Here is a 16,948-nt window from a genome sequence, read left to right as displayed (position 1 = left end):
ATACTGAAAGGTCAATACTAAAATTTGGGCTTTCAGATCTATTTAGCAGGCCTAAAAGTATTATTCTTTATCTTGACATTTAAACTTTCAAGATGAAGCAAATTTTACTTTACGGCCTGTTATTTTTTATGTCACAACTAACATTCGCACAGGAACCAGATTGTGCCTGCTGCTCTGATCAGCATTATCAATTCGATTTTTGGGTTGGCGACTGGGAAGTCTTCAATGAGAACGGAGATAAAATTGGAGAAAACCTTGTGAAAAAGCTAGAAGATAATTGTATCCTGAACGAAAACTGGGAAGCAGAAAACGGCAGCAGCGGCAAGAGTTATAATTACTATGATCCTTCAGATAAAACCTGGAATCAGCTATGGATAACCAACACCGGTAATATTTTAAAATTGAAGGGCAAAGCCAGTAAGAATCAAATGATATTGAAAAGCGAACTCAAAGAAGGAAAACAAGGAGAATATATTAATCAGATCACCTGGACAAAAAACGCAGATGGCAGTGTAACCCAGCACTGGGAGATACTTGATGCCAAGGGCAATTTCCTAAATAATGCCTTTAAAGGAGTTTACAGAAAAAAGCAGGATAATTAATTACTGAAGATACTATCTGAATCTGCACTTAAACTCTCAATTTCATCAGAGTCATCTTTCGTGAAATTTGAGATCCCCTTTTTTAGCCACTTATAATATTCATCGGCATCGGGTTCATAGGAAGAAGGTGAAATCAAAGACTCCTCTTCATGATTTATAAGTACGTAGTACGGCTGAGCATTCGCTTTATACCGGCTAATTTGAAAGTCACTCCATTTGTTCCCGATACTTTCTATTTCCTTGCCTGTAGTTTCTGAAACATACTGTTCAGACTCAGGTAATTTTCTTTTATCATCCACATATAGGGAAATCAGAACAACATCATTTTTCAGGATATCCAGTACCTGAGGCTCGCTCCAAACCCTTTCCTCCATCTTCCGGCAATTCACACAAGCATGTCCCGTAAAATCGATCAATACAGGAAGATCATTTTCTTTGGCATAGGCAAGACCGTCCTCATAATCGTGAAAAGACACAATATCATGCGGCCCATATTCGGCACCTTCAGGTAATCCCTGCTTATTAGAAGTAATCCCGGCATTAGAAGCTCCAATCCCATCAGGTGATTCGCTATACTGTAATGGCGGCGGAAAACCACTGATCAGTTTTAAGGGTGCTCCCCAAAGCCCGGGGATCAGGTAAATAGTAAAAATCAAAGCTACCAGCCCCGTTATTAAACGCCCAACAGAAATATGCTCTTGCTTAGAATCATGAGGTAATCTTATTTTTCCAAATAAATAAAGTGCCAGCATTCCGAAGATCGCGATCCAGATCGCAAGGAATATTTCACGCTCAAGAATATGTAATTGTAAAACCAAATCTGCATTAGAAAGGAATTTAAAAGCCAGGGCTAACTCCAGAAAACCAAGAGTTACCTTAACCGTATTTAGCCATCCACCAGATTTAGGCAGAGTATTGAGCCAGCCTGGAAACGCCGCGAAAAGTCCAAATGGTAGCGCGATAGCCAGTGAAAATCCAAGCATTCCAACAATAGGAGCAATTCCTCCTTTAGAAGCTGCTTCAACCAATAATGTTCCTACGATAGGACCGGTACAGGAAAATGAAACGATCGCTAAGGCCAGGGCCATAAAAAAGATACCTATTAACCCACCTTTATCTGCCTTTGAATCGATCTTTGTTCCCCAACTGCTGGGTAAGACGATCTCAAAAGCTCCCATGAATGAAAAAGCAAAAATCACCAGTAAGATAAAGAAAGCAAGGTTGAACCAAACGTTAGTTGATAAAGCATTCAAAGAATCTGCACCGAAAATGAGCGTTACCAAAGATCCAAGAAGTACGTAAATCACTATGATAGAGATACCGTAAAATATCGCGTTTCTTATCCCGGCCGCCCTGGATTTACTTTGCTTGGTAAAAAAACTTACCGTCATTGGGATCATAGGGAAAACACATGGAGTTAGCAATGCCGCGAAACCTGAAAGAAAAGCTACAATGAAGATTCCCCAGAAAGACCTTTTTTCCTCCGGATTATTTAGAACTATGGCCTCATCTTCCTCAACTGCATCTTCTATAGAGTTATCTGCAGTCTCAGAAGTAATCGCGTTTTCCTTAAGGATAAAATCAAGATCCTTAGAGTCAAAAATACAGGCTTTATCATCGCAAGCCTGATATTCAACTTTAGCATTTATACGTGCCAGGGAAGTATCCATGACCTTGATATTCTGAGTAAAGGTGGCATTATAAGCGAAATAGCTAAGATCCATTTCGAAGACCTTATCAAATTCAGTAATCGCATCGCTTTCTTTGGTATTTCCAACAAGCTCATATTTTTCCCCGGCTTTTTCATAAATAAATACCGTAGGTAAAGCCCCTCCTTCAGGAAGCTCCTGTGAATAAAGGTGCCACTTATCTTCAATATTAGCATTGATCACTAACTGGTATTCATCTTCAGCGATCTTTTTTACCTCCGTATCCCATTGAACCGGATTATGAATTTGAGCCTGAGCTAAAAAACCGGTTAACAGAATCAGGAAGAAGAATCCTTTTTTAAACAAATTGTCTAGCATATTATTGAAATCCTGATGATAATTTTATTCTGAAAATCGCTCAAATTTAAGGAAATTAAAGAGAATTGTTCTTTACTGAAATTCTTATCTCTAGTTAATTCAGTAGAAGCTTTACCTCAATTTTTGTACCTGCATTTTCACAGGAAGAAATATCCATTTCGCCATATGATTCCCGTACCATGTCCTGAACTAACTTTAAACCCAAACCAAACCCCTGTTCGCCCAATGTACCTTTAGTCGCGTTCAATTTGTGTTCCTTGAATTCTGCCAGGGCTTTCTTAGACATTCCAACTCCATTATCAGTAATCACAAAATTCAGATATTTGCCGTTATCGAGATATAGTACATCCAGATCTACCGTGATCTTACCATTAGCGGGAGTAAATTTTATAGCATTAGAGATAAGGTTTCCAAAAACAGATAGAAGTTTTCTGCGGGAAAAAATGAGGTTAGCTTTTTCTGGGTTTATCCTTATCTGAAAATCAATATTTTTTGACCTGGCAGGCAACCTGTATAATTTCAGTAATTTTTCTTTTAATTGCTTAAGATTGATATTTTTCACCTGAACTGGATCATTTTTTAATCCGTTCTTTAAAATATCATTAGTATGTTCCAGGACACTATCCCCTGAATCTTTTATAAGCTTAAAATACTGTTTCATTTCTTCTTTGCTCGAATCTTCGGTTGCAGCTACTTCGGCCAGGCCGGTAATTCCGGTAATAGGTCCACGTATATCATGGGCTACCTGATTCTTGATCTTAACGGCAGTATTGAGAGAGAACAGGGTTTCATCAATTTTTCTTTTAAGCTCCAGTTTATTCACGATCTCAGAAGCCACAAGCCGTAGCATGGCCTTATTCCGGTCACTGATTTCCTTAGAGTTCTTGTCTAGAACACACAATGCACCAATGTTATCCCCAGATTTCAGCGTTAAAGGAATTCCCAGATAATAATTAAACCCGGAATCACCATCTATAAAACCCCTGTCATAATAGACTGGATCCTTATCAAGTTCCTTGATCTCTAAAGGCTCATGAGAGCGTATAGTCCTATCACAAATTGATTCTTCGCGGGGCATTTGCAATAATTTTGAAGAGAATGAAGTAACCGTCCATTGATAGTAGTTATCTATGAGGTTTATTACAGACATCTCTGCCCCGGCAATCATTGCCGCTAATTCTACTAGAGATTTGAATTCCTCCTGTAACTCGTGGTAGTCAAGGTCAAATGCACTCAGGCTTTTTATCCTTTGATATTCAGCCGCATCACTTTCAACAATCTCATTTAACATAGGTAGGTTTTAGGGTGCGTAAATATATTAATTTAAACCACCATTATTGATGAGTTACTTATATGATTCAACCTGTAAATCTCTGGCCGTGATGAATTGAGCAATAATACTAATGGCGTTATACTCCTTAAGCATTATATAGCCTCAATTAGTCTGAAAATTACCATTCAAATAAATAAAGCGGCGGAAGCAATAACAGCATGGAAACGAGAATAAGGATAAGCACTTTGGGAAATGCCCACTTCAACCACTTATCGTAAGGAATGTTTGCGATCGAGAGAACTCCCATGGTTACACCACTGGTAGGGACGATCATATTAGTAAGCCCATCGCCCATTTGAAAGGCGAGCACAGCAATTTCCCTGCTTATTCCCAGCACATCACTCAACGGAGCCATAATAGGCATGGTTAATGCAGCCTGTCCCGAACCCGACGGGATGAAGAAGTTAAGACAGCATTGGAAAAGGAACATCAATTCTGCGGAAATATATTTAGGAGTATCCCCGGCCAATTGAGCAACCGAATTCAAGATCGTATCTATGATGAGCCCTTCTTCGGCAATGATGAGCAAACCTTTGGCTAAACCTATCACCAGGGCAGCCTTCATCATTCCCTGTGCTCCTTCTACAAAGGCTTCAATGGCTTTAGTTGCAGACATTCGGTAAATAACGGCGGAAAGCATTCCCAGACCTATGAAAAGTGCCGCGATCTCATTGATGTACCAGCCAAATTCATTGACTCCGTAGATAAGTAATACCAGGGCAAAAAGCAGGGCAAGAAGGATCATCTTTCTCCTTAAATTAAGTTCAGGCATATCGCCAACAGCCAGTTCTTCCCCGCTTTTGATATTTAGACCCGATAAGATACTTCTCTCGGGGTCTTTTTCAATTTTTAAAGCATAACGATATAAGGCAATTCCAGCTATAAGGGTAAGAATGAACCAAACCACGAGCCTATATTCTATACCTCCAAAAACAGGCACCTGCGCAATACTTTGCGCGATCCCGATAGTAAACGGGTTCGTGATCGCTCCAGCAAAACCTACTCCAGTGCCAATCACAGGAATGGCTGCACCAATTATCGCATCATATCCCAGCGCATTTGCTAGCGGAATGGTAATAAGAACAAACACCAGTATCTCCTCGCTCATCCCAAACGTGGCCCCCGCCAGGGAAAATAAGGCGGTTAGAAAAGGAACTATAAGGCCTTTATATTTTGGATTTTTTTCAGCGAATTTTATAATACTGAAAAGTCCGGCGTTTATCGCGCCGGTCGCATTTAATACCGAAAAAGCTCCTCCTACAAGAAACACAAAACCTATTACAAATGCTGCCGAAATAAAGCCCTTAATTGGGGCGGTTAAAAAAGCACCTACACCTTGCGGATTTGCCTCTACCCTTTCATAAGACCCCGCAACGATCATATCGGTGCCATCGATGGTTTCCCGATCGAACTGACCGGCCGGGATAATCCAGGTGAGCAGAATGAACACAATGGAAATACCCAGGATAATGGCAATGGTATCTGGAAACTTTCTTGGCAAACTCATTATAGATTTCGCTTTTAATTAAAGGGCAAATTTTTCTCCCGGTAAAACAATACTAAGCTGAAGATCTCTAGCTCCGAGTAAACCCTTTTTTGAAATTTTGCTTTTCTTATTGTTCCTAATCACAATAACCTGTGATGCACCAAGAACTCTGGCACTATCCTGCTGAACAAGAATGGCTGTAGATTCATCGATCCCTATGGAAATTTCTTCAGGATTTTCTATAACCGTACTAATTAAACGGTTCATTCTCATTCGCTGAATAAAATGCTGATCTATGATGGCGTTCTCAATAAGACCCAGACCTTCTTTTAATTCGATATTATCTGCTTCAATGGTTCTGAAATCTCCGGTATATTCAGGATGTTTAAATTCATCACCAGTGATCATCTTTTTACTCATCACTGCGGCTCCGGCACTGGTTCCGGCTATAGTAGCGCCATTTTGATAGGCTCTTTTTATGGCATCAGATACCGGGGAATCAAGTACAATATCCATGAACCTGTTCTGGTCACCGCCAGAAATATAGATCAGACCTGCATTAGCCAGCGATTCCAGATGCTCTACATTCTGCCTGTTCTTTTGAAAATTAAATCCTTTTATCTTTTCAGGCTTAATCCCCAATTCGGTAAATTGTTTTGCCGCATAAAAAATAGCTGAATCAGGTTCTATACTAGCCATTGGAAGGATCACTGCATATGTATCATTTTCGAGATCACTCACCTTGATTAGCTCTTTTACAAGTTCCGGGGGGCGCTTTCCTCCTCCGATAATGAACAATTTCCCTTTTGCCTGATTTTTGACCTGGGGAACTTCCTGTTTTTCATCAGAAGCATTTCCTGAACTATCTCCAGAATTACAGGAGATCCAGAACAAGCTCATTATTAACAGCCCGGCGATTTTACCTAATTTCATAATCTTTGTTTTCAAAAGAAAGAAGAGGAAAATTAAACTTTTTCCTCTTCATCCCATACATATATTTTTCGTTCACTTGAGTTGACATATCCGCGGTACATTCCGGCGGAATTATAAGACATAATAGCGTTTCCTTCAGAATCTACAGCAACCAGGCCACCATCACCACCAAGATTACCATGATGCTCGTGGATAGCCTTTTCAGCGGCTTCCTCAAGGGACATTCCGGCAAACTCCATTAAATTGGAAACATAAGAAGCTACGGTAGCCCTCATGAAAAATTCTCCAATTCCCGTACAGGACACGGCACAGGTTTTATTCTGAGCATAAGTTCCGCTGCCAATAATGGCAGAATCCCCTATTCGTCCTTCCATCTTATTGGTCATCCCCCCGGTAGAAGTGGCCGCAGCCAGATTTCCCTTAGAATCCATTGCCACAGCTCCAACGGTACCTTTCTTGAAGTTTGAATGGTCCAGGAAAGTCTCATCTGTATTCATGGCCTTAGCCTGTTTCCACTGTTCCTCTCTAAATGGCGTATCGAACCAGGAATTATCCACAAGGTCGTGTCCATTTTCGGCTGCAAATTTATCTGCATGCTCACCCGAGATCATCACTATATCGTCTCTCTCCATCAGGGTTCTAGCGAAATTTACCGGATTTTTCACCCTGCTGCAATTTGCCAAAGCCCCGGCTTTTAGATTGGATCCATCCATAATGGAAGCCTCAAGCAGATGCTTCCCATTCCTTGAATAAACCGCACCCTTCCCGGCGTTAAAATGCCTGCTGTTCTCCAGAACAACAACCGCTGCACAAACAGCATCTATAGCCGAACCACCTGCTGCCAGGATCTTTTCTCCGGCTTCCAGGCTGGCATTAAGATCTTTTAGAATTAGATCAATATCGCTTGAAGATAGGTTCTCCTTTTCTATAACCCCCGCCCCCCCATGGATACAAAGGGAATATTTATATTTTTTTGTCATTTATTATCGATTGAATATATCTACAGTGTATATGAGCTGCAAATCTAGTCTGTTTTAAAAGTATGCAGTCCCAGGCTGGAAGTATGGCATTAATTCAAACACTTACTCCCAGCTAAGACCACAAAATCAAACACTTATTTTCTAATATCCTGGATTCTGCACCAGGACACCTCCGGATATTGCTATTTCACGCTGCGGGATAGGATATACTGTTCTAAAGGATTCTATTCCCAGAATAGCTTCTGCTCTTTCCAGCCTTACAATATCGAACCAACGATGTCCTTCAAAAGCAAGTTCTCTTGCTCTTTCTTCTAACAATATATCTGTGAAAGACTCAAAATCTGAAGCTTCCTCCAGGGTAACCGGCATAGAAGGCAGCGATCTTGTTCTAACCGTATTAAGGTCTTCCAGGGCAAGTTCAAATTCTCCCATTCTTGCTCTTGCTTCAGCCCTTATCAAATAGACTTCAGAAAGTTTAATAATGATCGTATTCCCATCAACGGTGGCGTCGTTAATCCCATATTTATCTACAAAGACCACACGCCCGTCGTCAAAATAAAGATCACCTCTTGGATCGTCATCATCACTCATTTCGGCATAGAATTCTTCATAACTTGCAGAAACTTCAGGTGGCGAAACAGAGAAATATTCGGTTAGGGTATTCCCATCAGTTTCGGTGAATTCAAGTTCGAAGATAGCTTCAGCAGAACCTTCACTTTCGTAGATATCATTGTAGTTATCATTCAGGTCATAATTAGGGTTTTCTATAGCCAGGCTAGCATATTGCTCGGCTTCCTCATAATTCCCCGCGTATAGATGAACCCTTGCCAGTAGCGCTTCCGCAGTACCTTTTGAAACAAGGAATTTTTCACTGTCATATTCCATCAGGGAAACCGCAGTTTCAAGATCTGAAATGATCTGATCGTAAGAAGCGGCTACGCTAGATCTGCCAATGGTTCTGGCCGTTTCATTGTCTACATACTGAGTGAAAACCGGAACTCCAAATTCAGAGTTCATATCTGTGAATTGACCAAATTGTCTTAGTGCATCAAAAAGACCTAGTGCTCTGAAAAAATGAGCCGCACCTTCAGACTCAGGATCGTCTAACTGCAATTCGTCTACTTTCTCCAGGATAAGGTTACTGGAATTTACCAGGGCGTATGCATCTACCCAGCTGCTTTCCACATAAATACTGGAAGCAGGAATAATGGCATTGTCCAGTTGCGTAAAACGTTCACGGAAACCCGTTGCATCTGCAATTCCACCGGTTAAGGCTTGGGCCATTAAAAATTCTCCTCCATAATAAGTCCCGCTTTGGGCAAGACTATAAAGTCCCGTAACGGCAGATCTCAGAGAGATTCCGTCTGTGATCGCTTCTGTAGAACGAATCTCATCATCCAGTTCTACCTCTAAAATATCGCTACAACCGGTTAGTGAACCGAGAAGTAATGTTATGATTAAAAATTTATTTATTCTTTTCATGATCGTTTTTTAAAATGAAGCATTTAATCCTATTGTGATCGTACGCGCCTGCCCTAGGGTTCCGAAATCTTCCCCCTGAAGGATGTTTAGGTCGGTTTGATTTGAGGTATTTGTGGAAACCTCTGGATCGAATCCTAGATAATCTGTGATAGTAACAAGGTTCTGCCCCTGTACATAAAGATTCAAGCCTGACAGACCTATAGAATCTACAAGATCTGAAGGAAGGTTATAATCCAGTCTAAGCGTTTTAAGCCTTATAAAATCACCATCTTCCAGGAACTGTGTACTAAATCTTTGTAATTGGCCGGCTTCGGTAGAAGGCCTCGGCACATCTGTTTGCTGTCCCGGTTCTCTCCAGTAATTATCATACACTCTCTCACTGATATTTCCGTAAGGAATGCCGCTTCGAGTGAATCCAAAGTTTTCGTAAGCGTGTCTACTCTGGTTAAAGATATTATTTCCGCCGGAAAATTGAATGTTGGCAGTTAAGCTGAATCCTTTATAAGAGAAGTTGTTCTGCCATCCACCAAAATAATCTGGCAAAGCACTGCCTACGATCTGGCGATCATCGAAATCTATTACTCCATCATTATTTACGTCTTCGAACATGGCATCCCCGGTTTGAGGAACTACCCCTTCATATTTTATCAAATAAAGCGTGCTTACTGCCTCCCCTTCTTTCAGGATGTGGTTTCTACCTATGATCTCGCCATCGTTTTGCAGCTTAATAATCTCATTATCCAGGAATGAAAAGTTCACGCCAGTAGTCCAGTTAAAGCCATCGCCCTGGATGACATCTGCATTCAGACTGAATTCGAAACCACTGTTCTCGATCTCCCCGATATTCTGAAAAACAGAACTGAAACCTGTTAACCCAGAAACACCAGCGCTAAGCAGAAGATCTTCGGTTTGCTTTTTAAAATAATCTGCAGTCACATTAATTCTCTGGTCAAATAAACCAAGATCTAAACCAATGTTAAGCTGCTTGGTCTTTTCCCAGCCAAGATCGGAGTTTTCAAGTCTGTTCGGGGCAATTCCAGGTCTACCGTTATAATTGGCATTCAGAGAATAAGTTCCTACCCAATTGGAAGAAATTTCCTGGTTTCCGGTTATACCATAGCTACCTCTTAATTTAAGGTTAGAAACAGATTCAACATCGAAAAAGTCTTCTTCATTCAATCTCCAGGCAACAGACCCGGAAGGGAAATACCCGTACTGATTGTCTTCACCAAAACGAGAAGAACCATCGGCTCTTAAAGTGAAAGCAAATACATATCTGTTATCGAAAGAATAGTTAGCACGTCCAAAAAATGACTGCAAACCAAATTGATTTTTACCAGTAGTACTGTTTATGATCGTGCTGGCAGCAGAAATACTAGTGGTGTTATTGGTAGCAAATCCTACTCCCGCCTGGTCTGAAAATTGAGCCTTGGTTTCCTGCAATGTCCAACCTGCAAGGAGGTCAAGGTCATGTTTATCCCCAAAAGTCTTGTTGTAATTCAGTGTATTCTCCAGCTGCCAGGTAGTTTCTTCGTAAGTGGCGAAAATTGCCTCCCCATCGTCTGATTTATTAGTTCCTGCCGGAACAAAAGACTCTTCTACGAAATTTGAATATTCAGAAGAGAATGCAGATCTGAAAGTCAGGTCTGGAATGATATCCCATTCAACAAAGGCGGAAGCCTGGAAACGCGTACTTTGAGAATCATTGATATATTTTTCAGCGATCAATACCGGGTTTTCCAATGGCCACCAGGTGTTGTAACTAAAAGGGTTGGTAAACTCGCCGTTTTCATCTCTAATTGGCGCTGTTGGATCCCAGCCCTGCGCGTTGATGATCACCCCGTATTCGTCATTTTCGTTAATCGTACGATCATGGTTACTGCGGTTCACAAAAATCGTGGTTCCTATCTTTACTTTATCATTGATACTATGATCAAGATTCAAACGGGTACTCAACCTGTCGAATTCCTGACCTATTTGGATACCTTCCTGCTTGAAGTAATTCCCACTTAAATAGAATCTTGTTTTTTCTGAACCCCCTCGGGCACTTATATCCAGGTTCTGAGTGATCCCTGTTCTGAAGATCTCATCATAAATATTGGTGCTAACTCCATTAGAAGTATCGATCCAGTCGAAATAATCCTCTCCCAAACCGTCAAATTCGGCAGCGGTATTGAAGAATTCTTTAAATCGATTAGGACCAACAAGATCTGGAGTATTGGTAATTTCAGAGAAGCCGGTATAGTAACCCACGTTTACCAGGGTTTTACCGGTCTTTCCTCTTTTGGTGGTAATAAGCACTACCCCATTTGCACCACGCGAACCATAGATTGAGGCCGCTGCAGCATCTTTTAGGATTGTGATAGATTTAATATCGTTCGGGTTAATATCTGCCAGTGGATTCGTTGGCTGAATATTGCTATTCAATGCTGAATTGTTCCTTGAAACCAGAGGCACGCCGTCTACAATAAATAAAGGCTGGCTACTTGCCGAAATAGAAGAAACACCCCTGATATTTACATTTATCGCTGCTCCAGGTGTAGCCGAAGAAGTAGAAATATTCACCCCTGGCGTCTGCCCTTGCAAAGCAGATTCAAAACTCGCGGCCGGGTTCTTCCCGATCTCTTCAGTATTTATGGTCTGGATACTACTACTAATATCCTTTTGCTCCTGGGTACCATAACCTACGATTACGATTTCATCCAGAGATTGGTCTGCAGCGAGACTTATATTATAGGAGTTTGAATCGGTTAATGGGACCATTTTAGATTGGTAACCCACAAAAGAAACTTCCAGCGCCTGAGTTCCCTCAGGTACTTCGATGGAGAAATTACCGTCAAAATCGGAAACAACCCCGATGCTTGAATCAGGAACCAGGATATTGGCACCTAGTAAAGGGTCCCCGGTATCTTCAGCGGTCACTGTACCGGTAATTGTTCTTTGTGCGAATCCGGACGCGCCGCACATAAACATGATTAGATATACTAATAGTTGTTTAGAGAAATTCATTTTAATAATTATTGATTAATACTTGAAATAGTCAATACTCTCAGGTATCCAGGGAAATTAAATTCCATGGTATACTGCTGATAGAAAATCATTAAAAGATGCTCTCTAGCAATCGAAGATGGGCTGAAGTCCTTGTAGCGTAAGGGACTTGCAGGAAATATTTAAATTATATAACCGTATTGAAAACATAGTTATGCAATTAAAGAATAGATAATTATTGAAATACACGTGAAAAGGTCATTCACGGTAAAAGATTCGGAAAAGAAAAAAGGGATAGTCTAGCAATCAAATATCGGCTGAAGCCCCATCAAGGTAAGTGGCTTGCAGTAAAATTGCGATATTTTTAGATTGTTTTTCAAATTAGGCTTTGAATAAAAACTTAGTTAAAAGTATAAAAAATTCTTAAAGAACGAAAAAAAATTGAAAATTTAACCTGCACTAAATCAGGTAGCTCCCTTTTAATAGGAATTATATCAAAAAAAAAAAGCATCCTGAAAGGATGCTTTTCTTGCTCGTCAATATATGGAAATATAGGGTCTAACTACTCATAAGATATATAAAGAGAAGAAAGTTTTCCAATTAAAAACGGGCTTTTTCTGTACTCCATAACCATAACCGTATTTATTTCCAAAGCCAAGATCCACTTGTTGAACATTATTCAAAATAAAATTAATTTTTGGCATTGAACCACTTCTTTTGGCTTCAACAGGGTATGCGATCAAATCTTTATCTGTATGTCCAGCCTTTATTACGTACAAAATTAGGTCTGCATATTTATTAATAAGGAATGTATCTGTTACCAACATGGACGGCGCGGAATCTATTATTATATAATCATAATTCTCTTCCAATTTCTTGAACATGCTTTCTAGCTTTGGCTGCCTTAGTAATTCAGAGGGGTTTGGTGGAATGCTACCCGAAGGCAGGATACTTAGGTTGTTATGAAATTTTGATTTTCCTATTAAGCCTTCAAGGCTGAGATCATCATTAGCAAGGTAATCACTTAATCCTATGTTCTTTTCAGACCTTTCGAGATATTGATGAAGTTTTGGATTGCGGAGATCTGCTCCAACTAATAGAACTTTCTTTTCTGTGTTTGCCAGAGTAATAGACAAATTTAAAGCTGTAAAAGTTTTACCTTCTCCCTTAATTGTTGAAGTTATCAATACTTTTCCGCCTTTATGAACACTTCTAGACTTCAACAATAAGAATTGAAGATTGGTAATAAGAAACCTGAAAGCCTCAGCAAGCATAGACCTGTCATGCTCTGTGATTATCAATTCCTTTTTATCCTTTACTCTGGGTAATTCTCCCACAATTGAAATCTCCCTTGTTAGTTCTTCAAGATCTCCACGTTTCCGGATCTTGTTATCAACCAGGTTTTTAATATATATAATTGAAAACGGTATGAAAAACCCTAGAACGACTGTTCCCAATAATACACTTTTTGATTTTGGAGAAACAATATAGCCTGAACTATATGCGCTATCTACAATTTTGGCCTTTGGAGCAGTAACAGCCAGAGCAAGTGAATTCTCTTCTCTTTTCTGAAGCAGGTATAAATATAATGCCTCCTTTATACTTTGCTGTCTTTCAATACCTCTATACTCCCTCTCCTGAGAAGGTACTGCCAATATTTTTGAACCAATACTTCTCATCTGCCTGGAAACTTCGTTTTGAGAGATCTGGAGATTTTTACTTAACCTTTGCAGACTTTGAAAAATATTAGCTTTGATCTGATCGATATTATTATTTATTCGGATTACCATAGGATTCAACTCAGTTGAACTTTTCATAATCCTATTACGCTCCAGAATCAGGTCATTATATTCCGCTATTTTTTGATTTATAGCATTTTCCTGTATTCCCAGATTTGCAGGAAGTAGTTCAGAATTTGAGCTTGTTGATAGGTAATCTAACATAGCATTGGCCAATTCTATCTGGGTACCTATCTCCTGTCTTTTTTGATTGTACTCGCTGGCAGTTTCTACAAACAATTGAGATTCTGTCTGGATATCTGTTAAGCGATTACTCTCTTTAAATTCCTCTTTTCCTGATTCGACGAATTCCAATTCCCCATTAATTATATCCAGGCGATCATTTATAAAATTGGCCGTATTCCCTGCGATAAGATTCTTATCCTCTATGGCATCTTTATTAAATTCAAAGATCACCTGATCCAGAATATCCTTTGCTTTTTCCATTACAGGATCCTCCAATACCAATTGAATTACATTTGAATTTTCCTTTTCCTGAATAAGCTTAAGGTCACCACGATATTTTGAAGCTACTTCTTCTACTTCTGCAAAATTCATGGTGATATCAGAAAAGGTTTCAATACCGGTCTTTGGCACAAAAACCACATTGGCAAAACCTAGATTTACAGGAGAACCAGGTGTTGAATTAATTACTTCCAAAGTTTTGAGATTAGTGATTTTGAGACGATCTTTTTCGTTTAAAGAGATTTTATAACTACCACCCCAATCCTCAACTTCATCCTTTTTCTTTATTTTTAAAATCTTCAATGAAAAAGGATTTTCTCTATACAATTCAACATCCCTTACCTGGCCTTCCACAAAATAAGTGATATTAATACCTAAGGCTTTCACTACCTCATGCATTAGCCTTCTGGATTTTAAAATGGCTATTTCCTTCTCCAGGTTATTTGTTTTTAATCCAGTTAATCCCAAATCTGGCATTTCAGACCCGCCATTATTACTCGTTTCCTGATTAATGATAATACTTGCAGAAGCACTATAAATTGGGGTGGTATAGCGCAAATAAAAAATACCGCCTACCATTGCGGCACCAATCCCTAACACGAACCAATACCAGTATTTCAGATATTTCTGAAGCTCCTTTCTAAGGTTAAATTTATTAACCGGTGGTCTATATGAATTATTAGAATAGGTCATTTTTTCAATTGGTTACCAAAATAATGGTGGAGATTAGGAAAGACATAATGGCGATATAACTTCCGGCATTATTTAAAACACTCGCAGATTGCCTTTTGGTTCCTTTTGGCTCTACGTATACAACGTCATTTTGCCTAAGATTAAAATAAGGCGAGTTTACCGAATTAAAATCTGTAATATCAAGATAGGTTTTGGTTTTCACCCCGTCAACTTCCCTTATAATCATTACATTTTCTCTTTTTCCGAAAATTGTAAGATCACCGGCGAGACCAAGTGCCTGCGTCAGGCTAATATTATCATCCTGGATTATAAACGTTCCCGGATTTTTCACTTCTCCCAGAACGCTTATCTTAAAATTAAGAACCCGAACGTTTACAATAGCATCCTTCACATATATAGAAATCTCCTCCTTAATTTTCCTCGCCAACTCAAACGTACTCAGCCCTTCAACTTCTACTGTTCCCAGAACGGGAAATTCAATAGTGCCATCTGCATCCACCATATAAGTTTCCAATTCTACATTACCAGAATTATTTTCCTGTGAGATACCGGCTTTGGTAAGATTAAAAGGAAGAGAAGCCTCAGCCTCTGGAGTAGAAACCCTTATGGTTAGCTGATCATTTGGTCTAATTCTTAAGTTGTTATCTATCTCGTAGTTTATAGAATTTTCTTCATTCTGAAAATAAACTATTTCTCCTCTAGAAACACAGGAGGTGAATAACGGAATTGATAAAAATACTAGTAAGAGAACACTAAGAAGTCGGGAGGTTGTCATAATTTTATTCTTTAATTAATAATAATATTTACCTTAAAAAGCCTTTTCTTCTCCTTTAAGGCAGTTGTATATCGTGTAATAAATTATTTTAAAGTCTAAAATGGGGCACCACTTCTCCAGATAAAAAATATCCAGCCTGGTTCGATTTATAATATCCGACTTTTTTACGACTTCTCCTCTATAACCTTTAATTTGAGCTAAACCCGTAATTCCCGGTTTCGCATAATGTCTTACCAGGTATTGATTTACAGACCTGGAATATTCTAAGGTATGGGCTTCCATATGAGGCCGGGGACCAACAACACTCATTTCACCTTTCAGAACATTGATAAACTGAGGTAATTCATCCAGACTTGTTTTTCGCAAGAATTTGCCAATTTTGGTAACTCTGCAGTCATTTTTAACGCACATTTTGCTATTAGCTTCCTTGTTAATATGCATGGACCTGTACTTGTAACACCAAAAGGATTGCTTATTATATCCATGTCTTAACTGCCTGAAAAAAACTGGCCCTTTAGACTCAATTCTCATGACCAGATACAATAGTGGTGTGAGCCAGGAAAGCATAAATACAATCACAAATAATGAAAAGAAAATATCAAAGATCCTTTTTCCGTGTTTTGCATAATTCAGTTCTAAAGGGGAGTTTCTTAAATTCAGGACTGGAATAGTTTCAAATAATTCGGCGTTCATTGCCCTTGAAAAAATCCCTTTATTATCTGGTATTAATTTTAATCTTTTAAAGTTATTATCTGCGAAGAGTATAAGCTGTTTTAGCTCATCTCTTGATAATTCTGAGACCATACAATAAATCTCATCTACTCTATTATCCAGGATGTAGTTATAACATTCGTCAAGCCTTCCCAGATAATCTTTAATAGCCACACATTCATTATTAAAATACCCCAGATAGCGATATCCATAATCTGGCCGGTTGAAAATCTTCCTTATCTTAATAATGTTATTGCCGTAACCAATTATTACCACATTTACATAGTTCCCACCTTTGATTCGATACCATTTTCTAATGTAAAAGAATATCCAGCGATAACCCGCTAGCAATAAAAATATCACGCTTAGCACTAAAATTTGCTGCGTTATATTAAAATTTGTCTTTGTGAAAGAGAATGCAGCAAAATATGCCAGTGTGAAAATAAAATAATGCATTACGAATTTATGGAAGCGAGTAATAAACCTCTCTTTCCTTTCCAGCGAATAAAAACTTAGGATTGTAGCAATTATTAGCCATGACATATTATAAAAGAAAATGGAAAAAATGTTTAAATAAGTTGCAGGAGTCAGATAATACAAGGTCACATTCAGGATCAACAAATGTATCCCGAATGAAATTGGAATGATTAGGTCTGCTCCCTTAATACCTTTTGACACTGACATTTTAACCCTCT

The 16,948-nt window shown here is 39.1% G+C and carries 11 protein-coding genes; 1 reads left to right on the top strand and 10 read right to left on the bottom strand.

Annotation, left to right across the window (positions count from 1 at the left end; translation table 11 throughout):
• Positions 1 to 92 precede the first annotated feature (92 nt).
• Positions 93 to 602 (top strand): hypothetical protein, encoded by a 510-nt coding sequence (locus G3I01_RS06720; RefSeq protein ID WP_219552203.1) that lies wholly within the window; start codon positions 93 to 95, stop codon positions 600 to 602.
• On the opposite strand, the gene G3I01_RS06715 is transcribed toward G3I01_RS06720, so the two are convergent.
• The 10 genes from G3I01_RS06715 to G3I01_RS06670 all read right to left on the bottom strand — a co-directional run bounded on the left by G3I01_RS06715 (position 599) and on the right by G3I01_RS06670 (position 16,937).
• Entirely contained in the window at positions 599 to 2,629 is a 2,031-nt protein-coding gene (locus G3I01_RS06715) for a thioredoxin family protein (protein ID WP_219552202.1), read from the bottom strand. The genes G3I01_RS06720 and G3I01_RS06715 overlap by 4 nt on opposite strands.
• Before the next feature lie 94 nt (positions 2,630 to 2,723).
• Positions 2,724 to 3,920, bottom strand: a complete 1,197-nt coding sequence (locus G3I01_RS06710) for a GAF domain-containing sensor histidine kinase (RefSeq protein ID WP_219552201.1) — start codon at positions 3,918 to 3,920, stop codon at positions 2,724 to 2,726.
• A 160-nt stretch (positions 3,921 to 4,080) separates the two neighbouring features.
• Complete coding sequence (locus tag G3I01_RS06705) at positions 4,081 to 5,469, bottom strand: Na+/H+ antiporter NhaC family protein (RefSeq protein ID WP_219552199.1); 1,389 nt, start codon at positions 5,467 to 5,469, stop codon at positions 4,081 to 4,083.
• Between the two features lie 18 nt (positions 5,470 to 5,487).
• Positions 5,488 to 6,381, bottom strand: a complete 894-nt coding sequence (locus G3I01_RS06700) for a cyanophycinase (protein ID WP_257710815.1) — start codon at positions 6,379 to 6,381, stop codon at positions 5,488 to 5,490.
• 32 nt (positions 6,382 to 6,413) lie between these two features.
• Positions 6,414 to 7,361: an isoaspartyl peptidase/L-asparaginase gene (locus G3I01_RS06695; protein WP_219552198.1), complete on the bottom strand. Its 948-nt coding sequence runs from the start codon at positions 7,359 to 7,361 to the stop codon at positions 6,414 to 6,416.
• A gap of 141 nt (positions 7,362 to 7,502) precedes the next feature.
• On the bottom strand, positions 7,503 to 8,843 hold the full coding sequence (locus G3I01_RS06690) for a RagB/SusD family nutrient uptake outer membrane protein (protein WP_219552197.1): 1,341 nt from the start codon (positions 8,841 to 8,843) through the stop codon (positions 7,503 to 7,505).
• Positions 8,844 to 8,852: 9 nt separating this feature from the next.
• Positions 8,853 to 11,852 carry a TonB-dependent receptor gene (locus tag G3I01_RS06685; RefSeq protein WP_219552196.1) on the bottom strand — a complete coding sequence of 1,000 codons (3,000 nt, stop codon included), beginning with the start codon at positions 11,850 to 11,852 and terminating at the stop codon, positions 8,853 to 8,855.
• Between the two features lie 545 nt (positions 11,853 to 12,397).
• The gene (locus tag G3I01_RS06680; protein WP_219552195.1) at positions 12,398 to 14,767 is read right to left on the bottom strand and encodes a polysaccharide biosynthesis tyrosine autokinase; all 2,370 of its coding nucleotides are present in this window, start codon (positions 14,765 to 14,767) and stop codon (positions 12,398 to 12,400) included.
• 4 nt (positions 14,768 to 14,771) lie between these two features.
• The gene (locus tag G3I01_RS06675) at positions 14,772 to 15,542 is read right to left on the bottom strand and encodes a polysaccharide biosynthesis/export family protein (protein WP_219552194.1); all 771 of its coding nucleotides are present in this window, start codon (positions 15,540 to 15,542) and stop codon (positions 14,772 to 14,774) included.
• A gap of 33 nt (positions 15,543 to 15,575) precedes the next feature.
• On the bottom strand, positions 15,576 to 16,937 hold the full coding sequence (locus tag G3I01_RS06670) for an exopolysaccharide biosynthesis polyprenyl glycosylphosphotransferase (protein ID WP_257710813.1): 1,362 nt from the start codon (positions 16,935 to 16,937) through the stop codon (positions 15,576 to 15,578).
• Positions 16,938 to 16,948: the final 11 nt, after the last annotated feature.

Source organism: Gramella sp. MT6 (assembly GCF_019357415.1).
In the GTDB taxonomy this organism is placed as follows: Bacteria; Bacteroidota; Bacteroidia; order Flavobacteriales; family Flavobacteriaceae; genus Christiangramia.
Note: the sequence above shows the minus strand (reverse complement) of the source record. Positions and strands in the feature narration are given on the sequence as shown.

Coding starts and splice junctions, on each gene's coding strand:
- G3I01_RS06695 (WP_219552198.1), bottom strand. CDS start 7,361: ATGACAAAAAAATATAAATATTCCCTTTGTATCCATGGGGGGGCGGGG.
- G3I01_RS06715 (WP_219552202.1), bottom strand. CDS start 2,629: ATGCTAGACAATTTGTTTAAAAAAGGATTCTTCTTCCTGATTCTGTTA.
- G3I01_RS06670 (WP_257710813.1), bottom strand. CDS start 16,937: ATGTCAGTGTCAAAAGGTATTAAGGGAGCAGACCTAATCATTCCAATT.
- G3I01_RS06720 (WP_219552203.1), top strand. CDS start 93: ATGAAGCAAATTTTACTTTACGGCCTGTTATTTTTTATGTCACAACTA.
- G3I01_RS06685 (WP_219552196.1), bottom strand. CDS start 11,852: ATGAATTTCTCTAAACAACTATTAGTATATCTAATCATGTTTATGTGC.
- G3I01_RS06705 (WP_219552199.1), bottom strand. CDS start 5,469: ATGAGTTTGCCAAGAAAGTTTCCAGATACCATTGCCATTATCCTGGGT.
- G3I01_RS06680 (WP_219552195.1), bottom strand. CDS start 14,767: ATGACCTATTCTAATAATTCATATAGACCACCGGTTAATAAATTTAAC.
- G3I01_RS06675 (WP_219552194.1), bottom strand. CDS start 15,542: ATGACAACCTCCCGACTTCTTAGTGTTCTCTTACTAGTATTTTTATCA.
- G3I01_RS06700 (WP_257710815.1), bottom strand. CDS start 6,381: ATGAAATTAGGTAAAATCGCCGGGCTGTTAATAATGAGCTTGTTCTGG.
- G3I01_RS06690 (WP_219552197.1), bottom strand. CDS start 8,843: ATGAAAAGAATAAATAAATTTTTAATCATAACATTACTTCTCGGTTCA.
- G3I01_RS06710 (WP_219552201.1), bottom strand. CDS start 3,920: ATGTTAAATGAGATTGTTGAAAGTGATGCGGCTGAATATCAAAGGATA.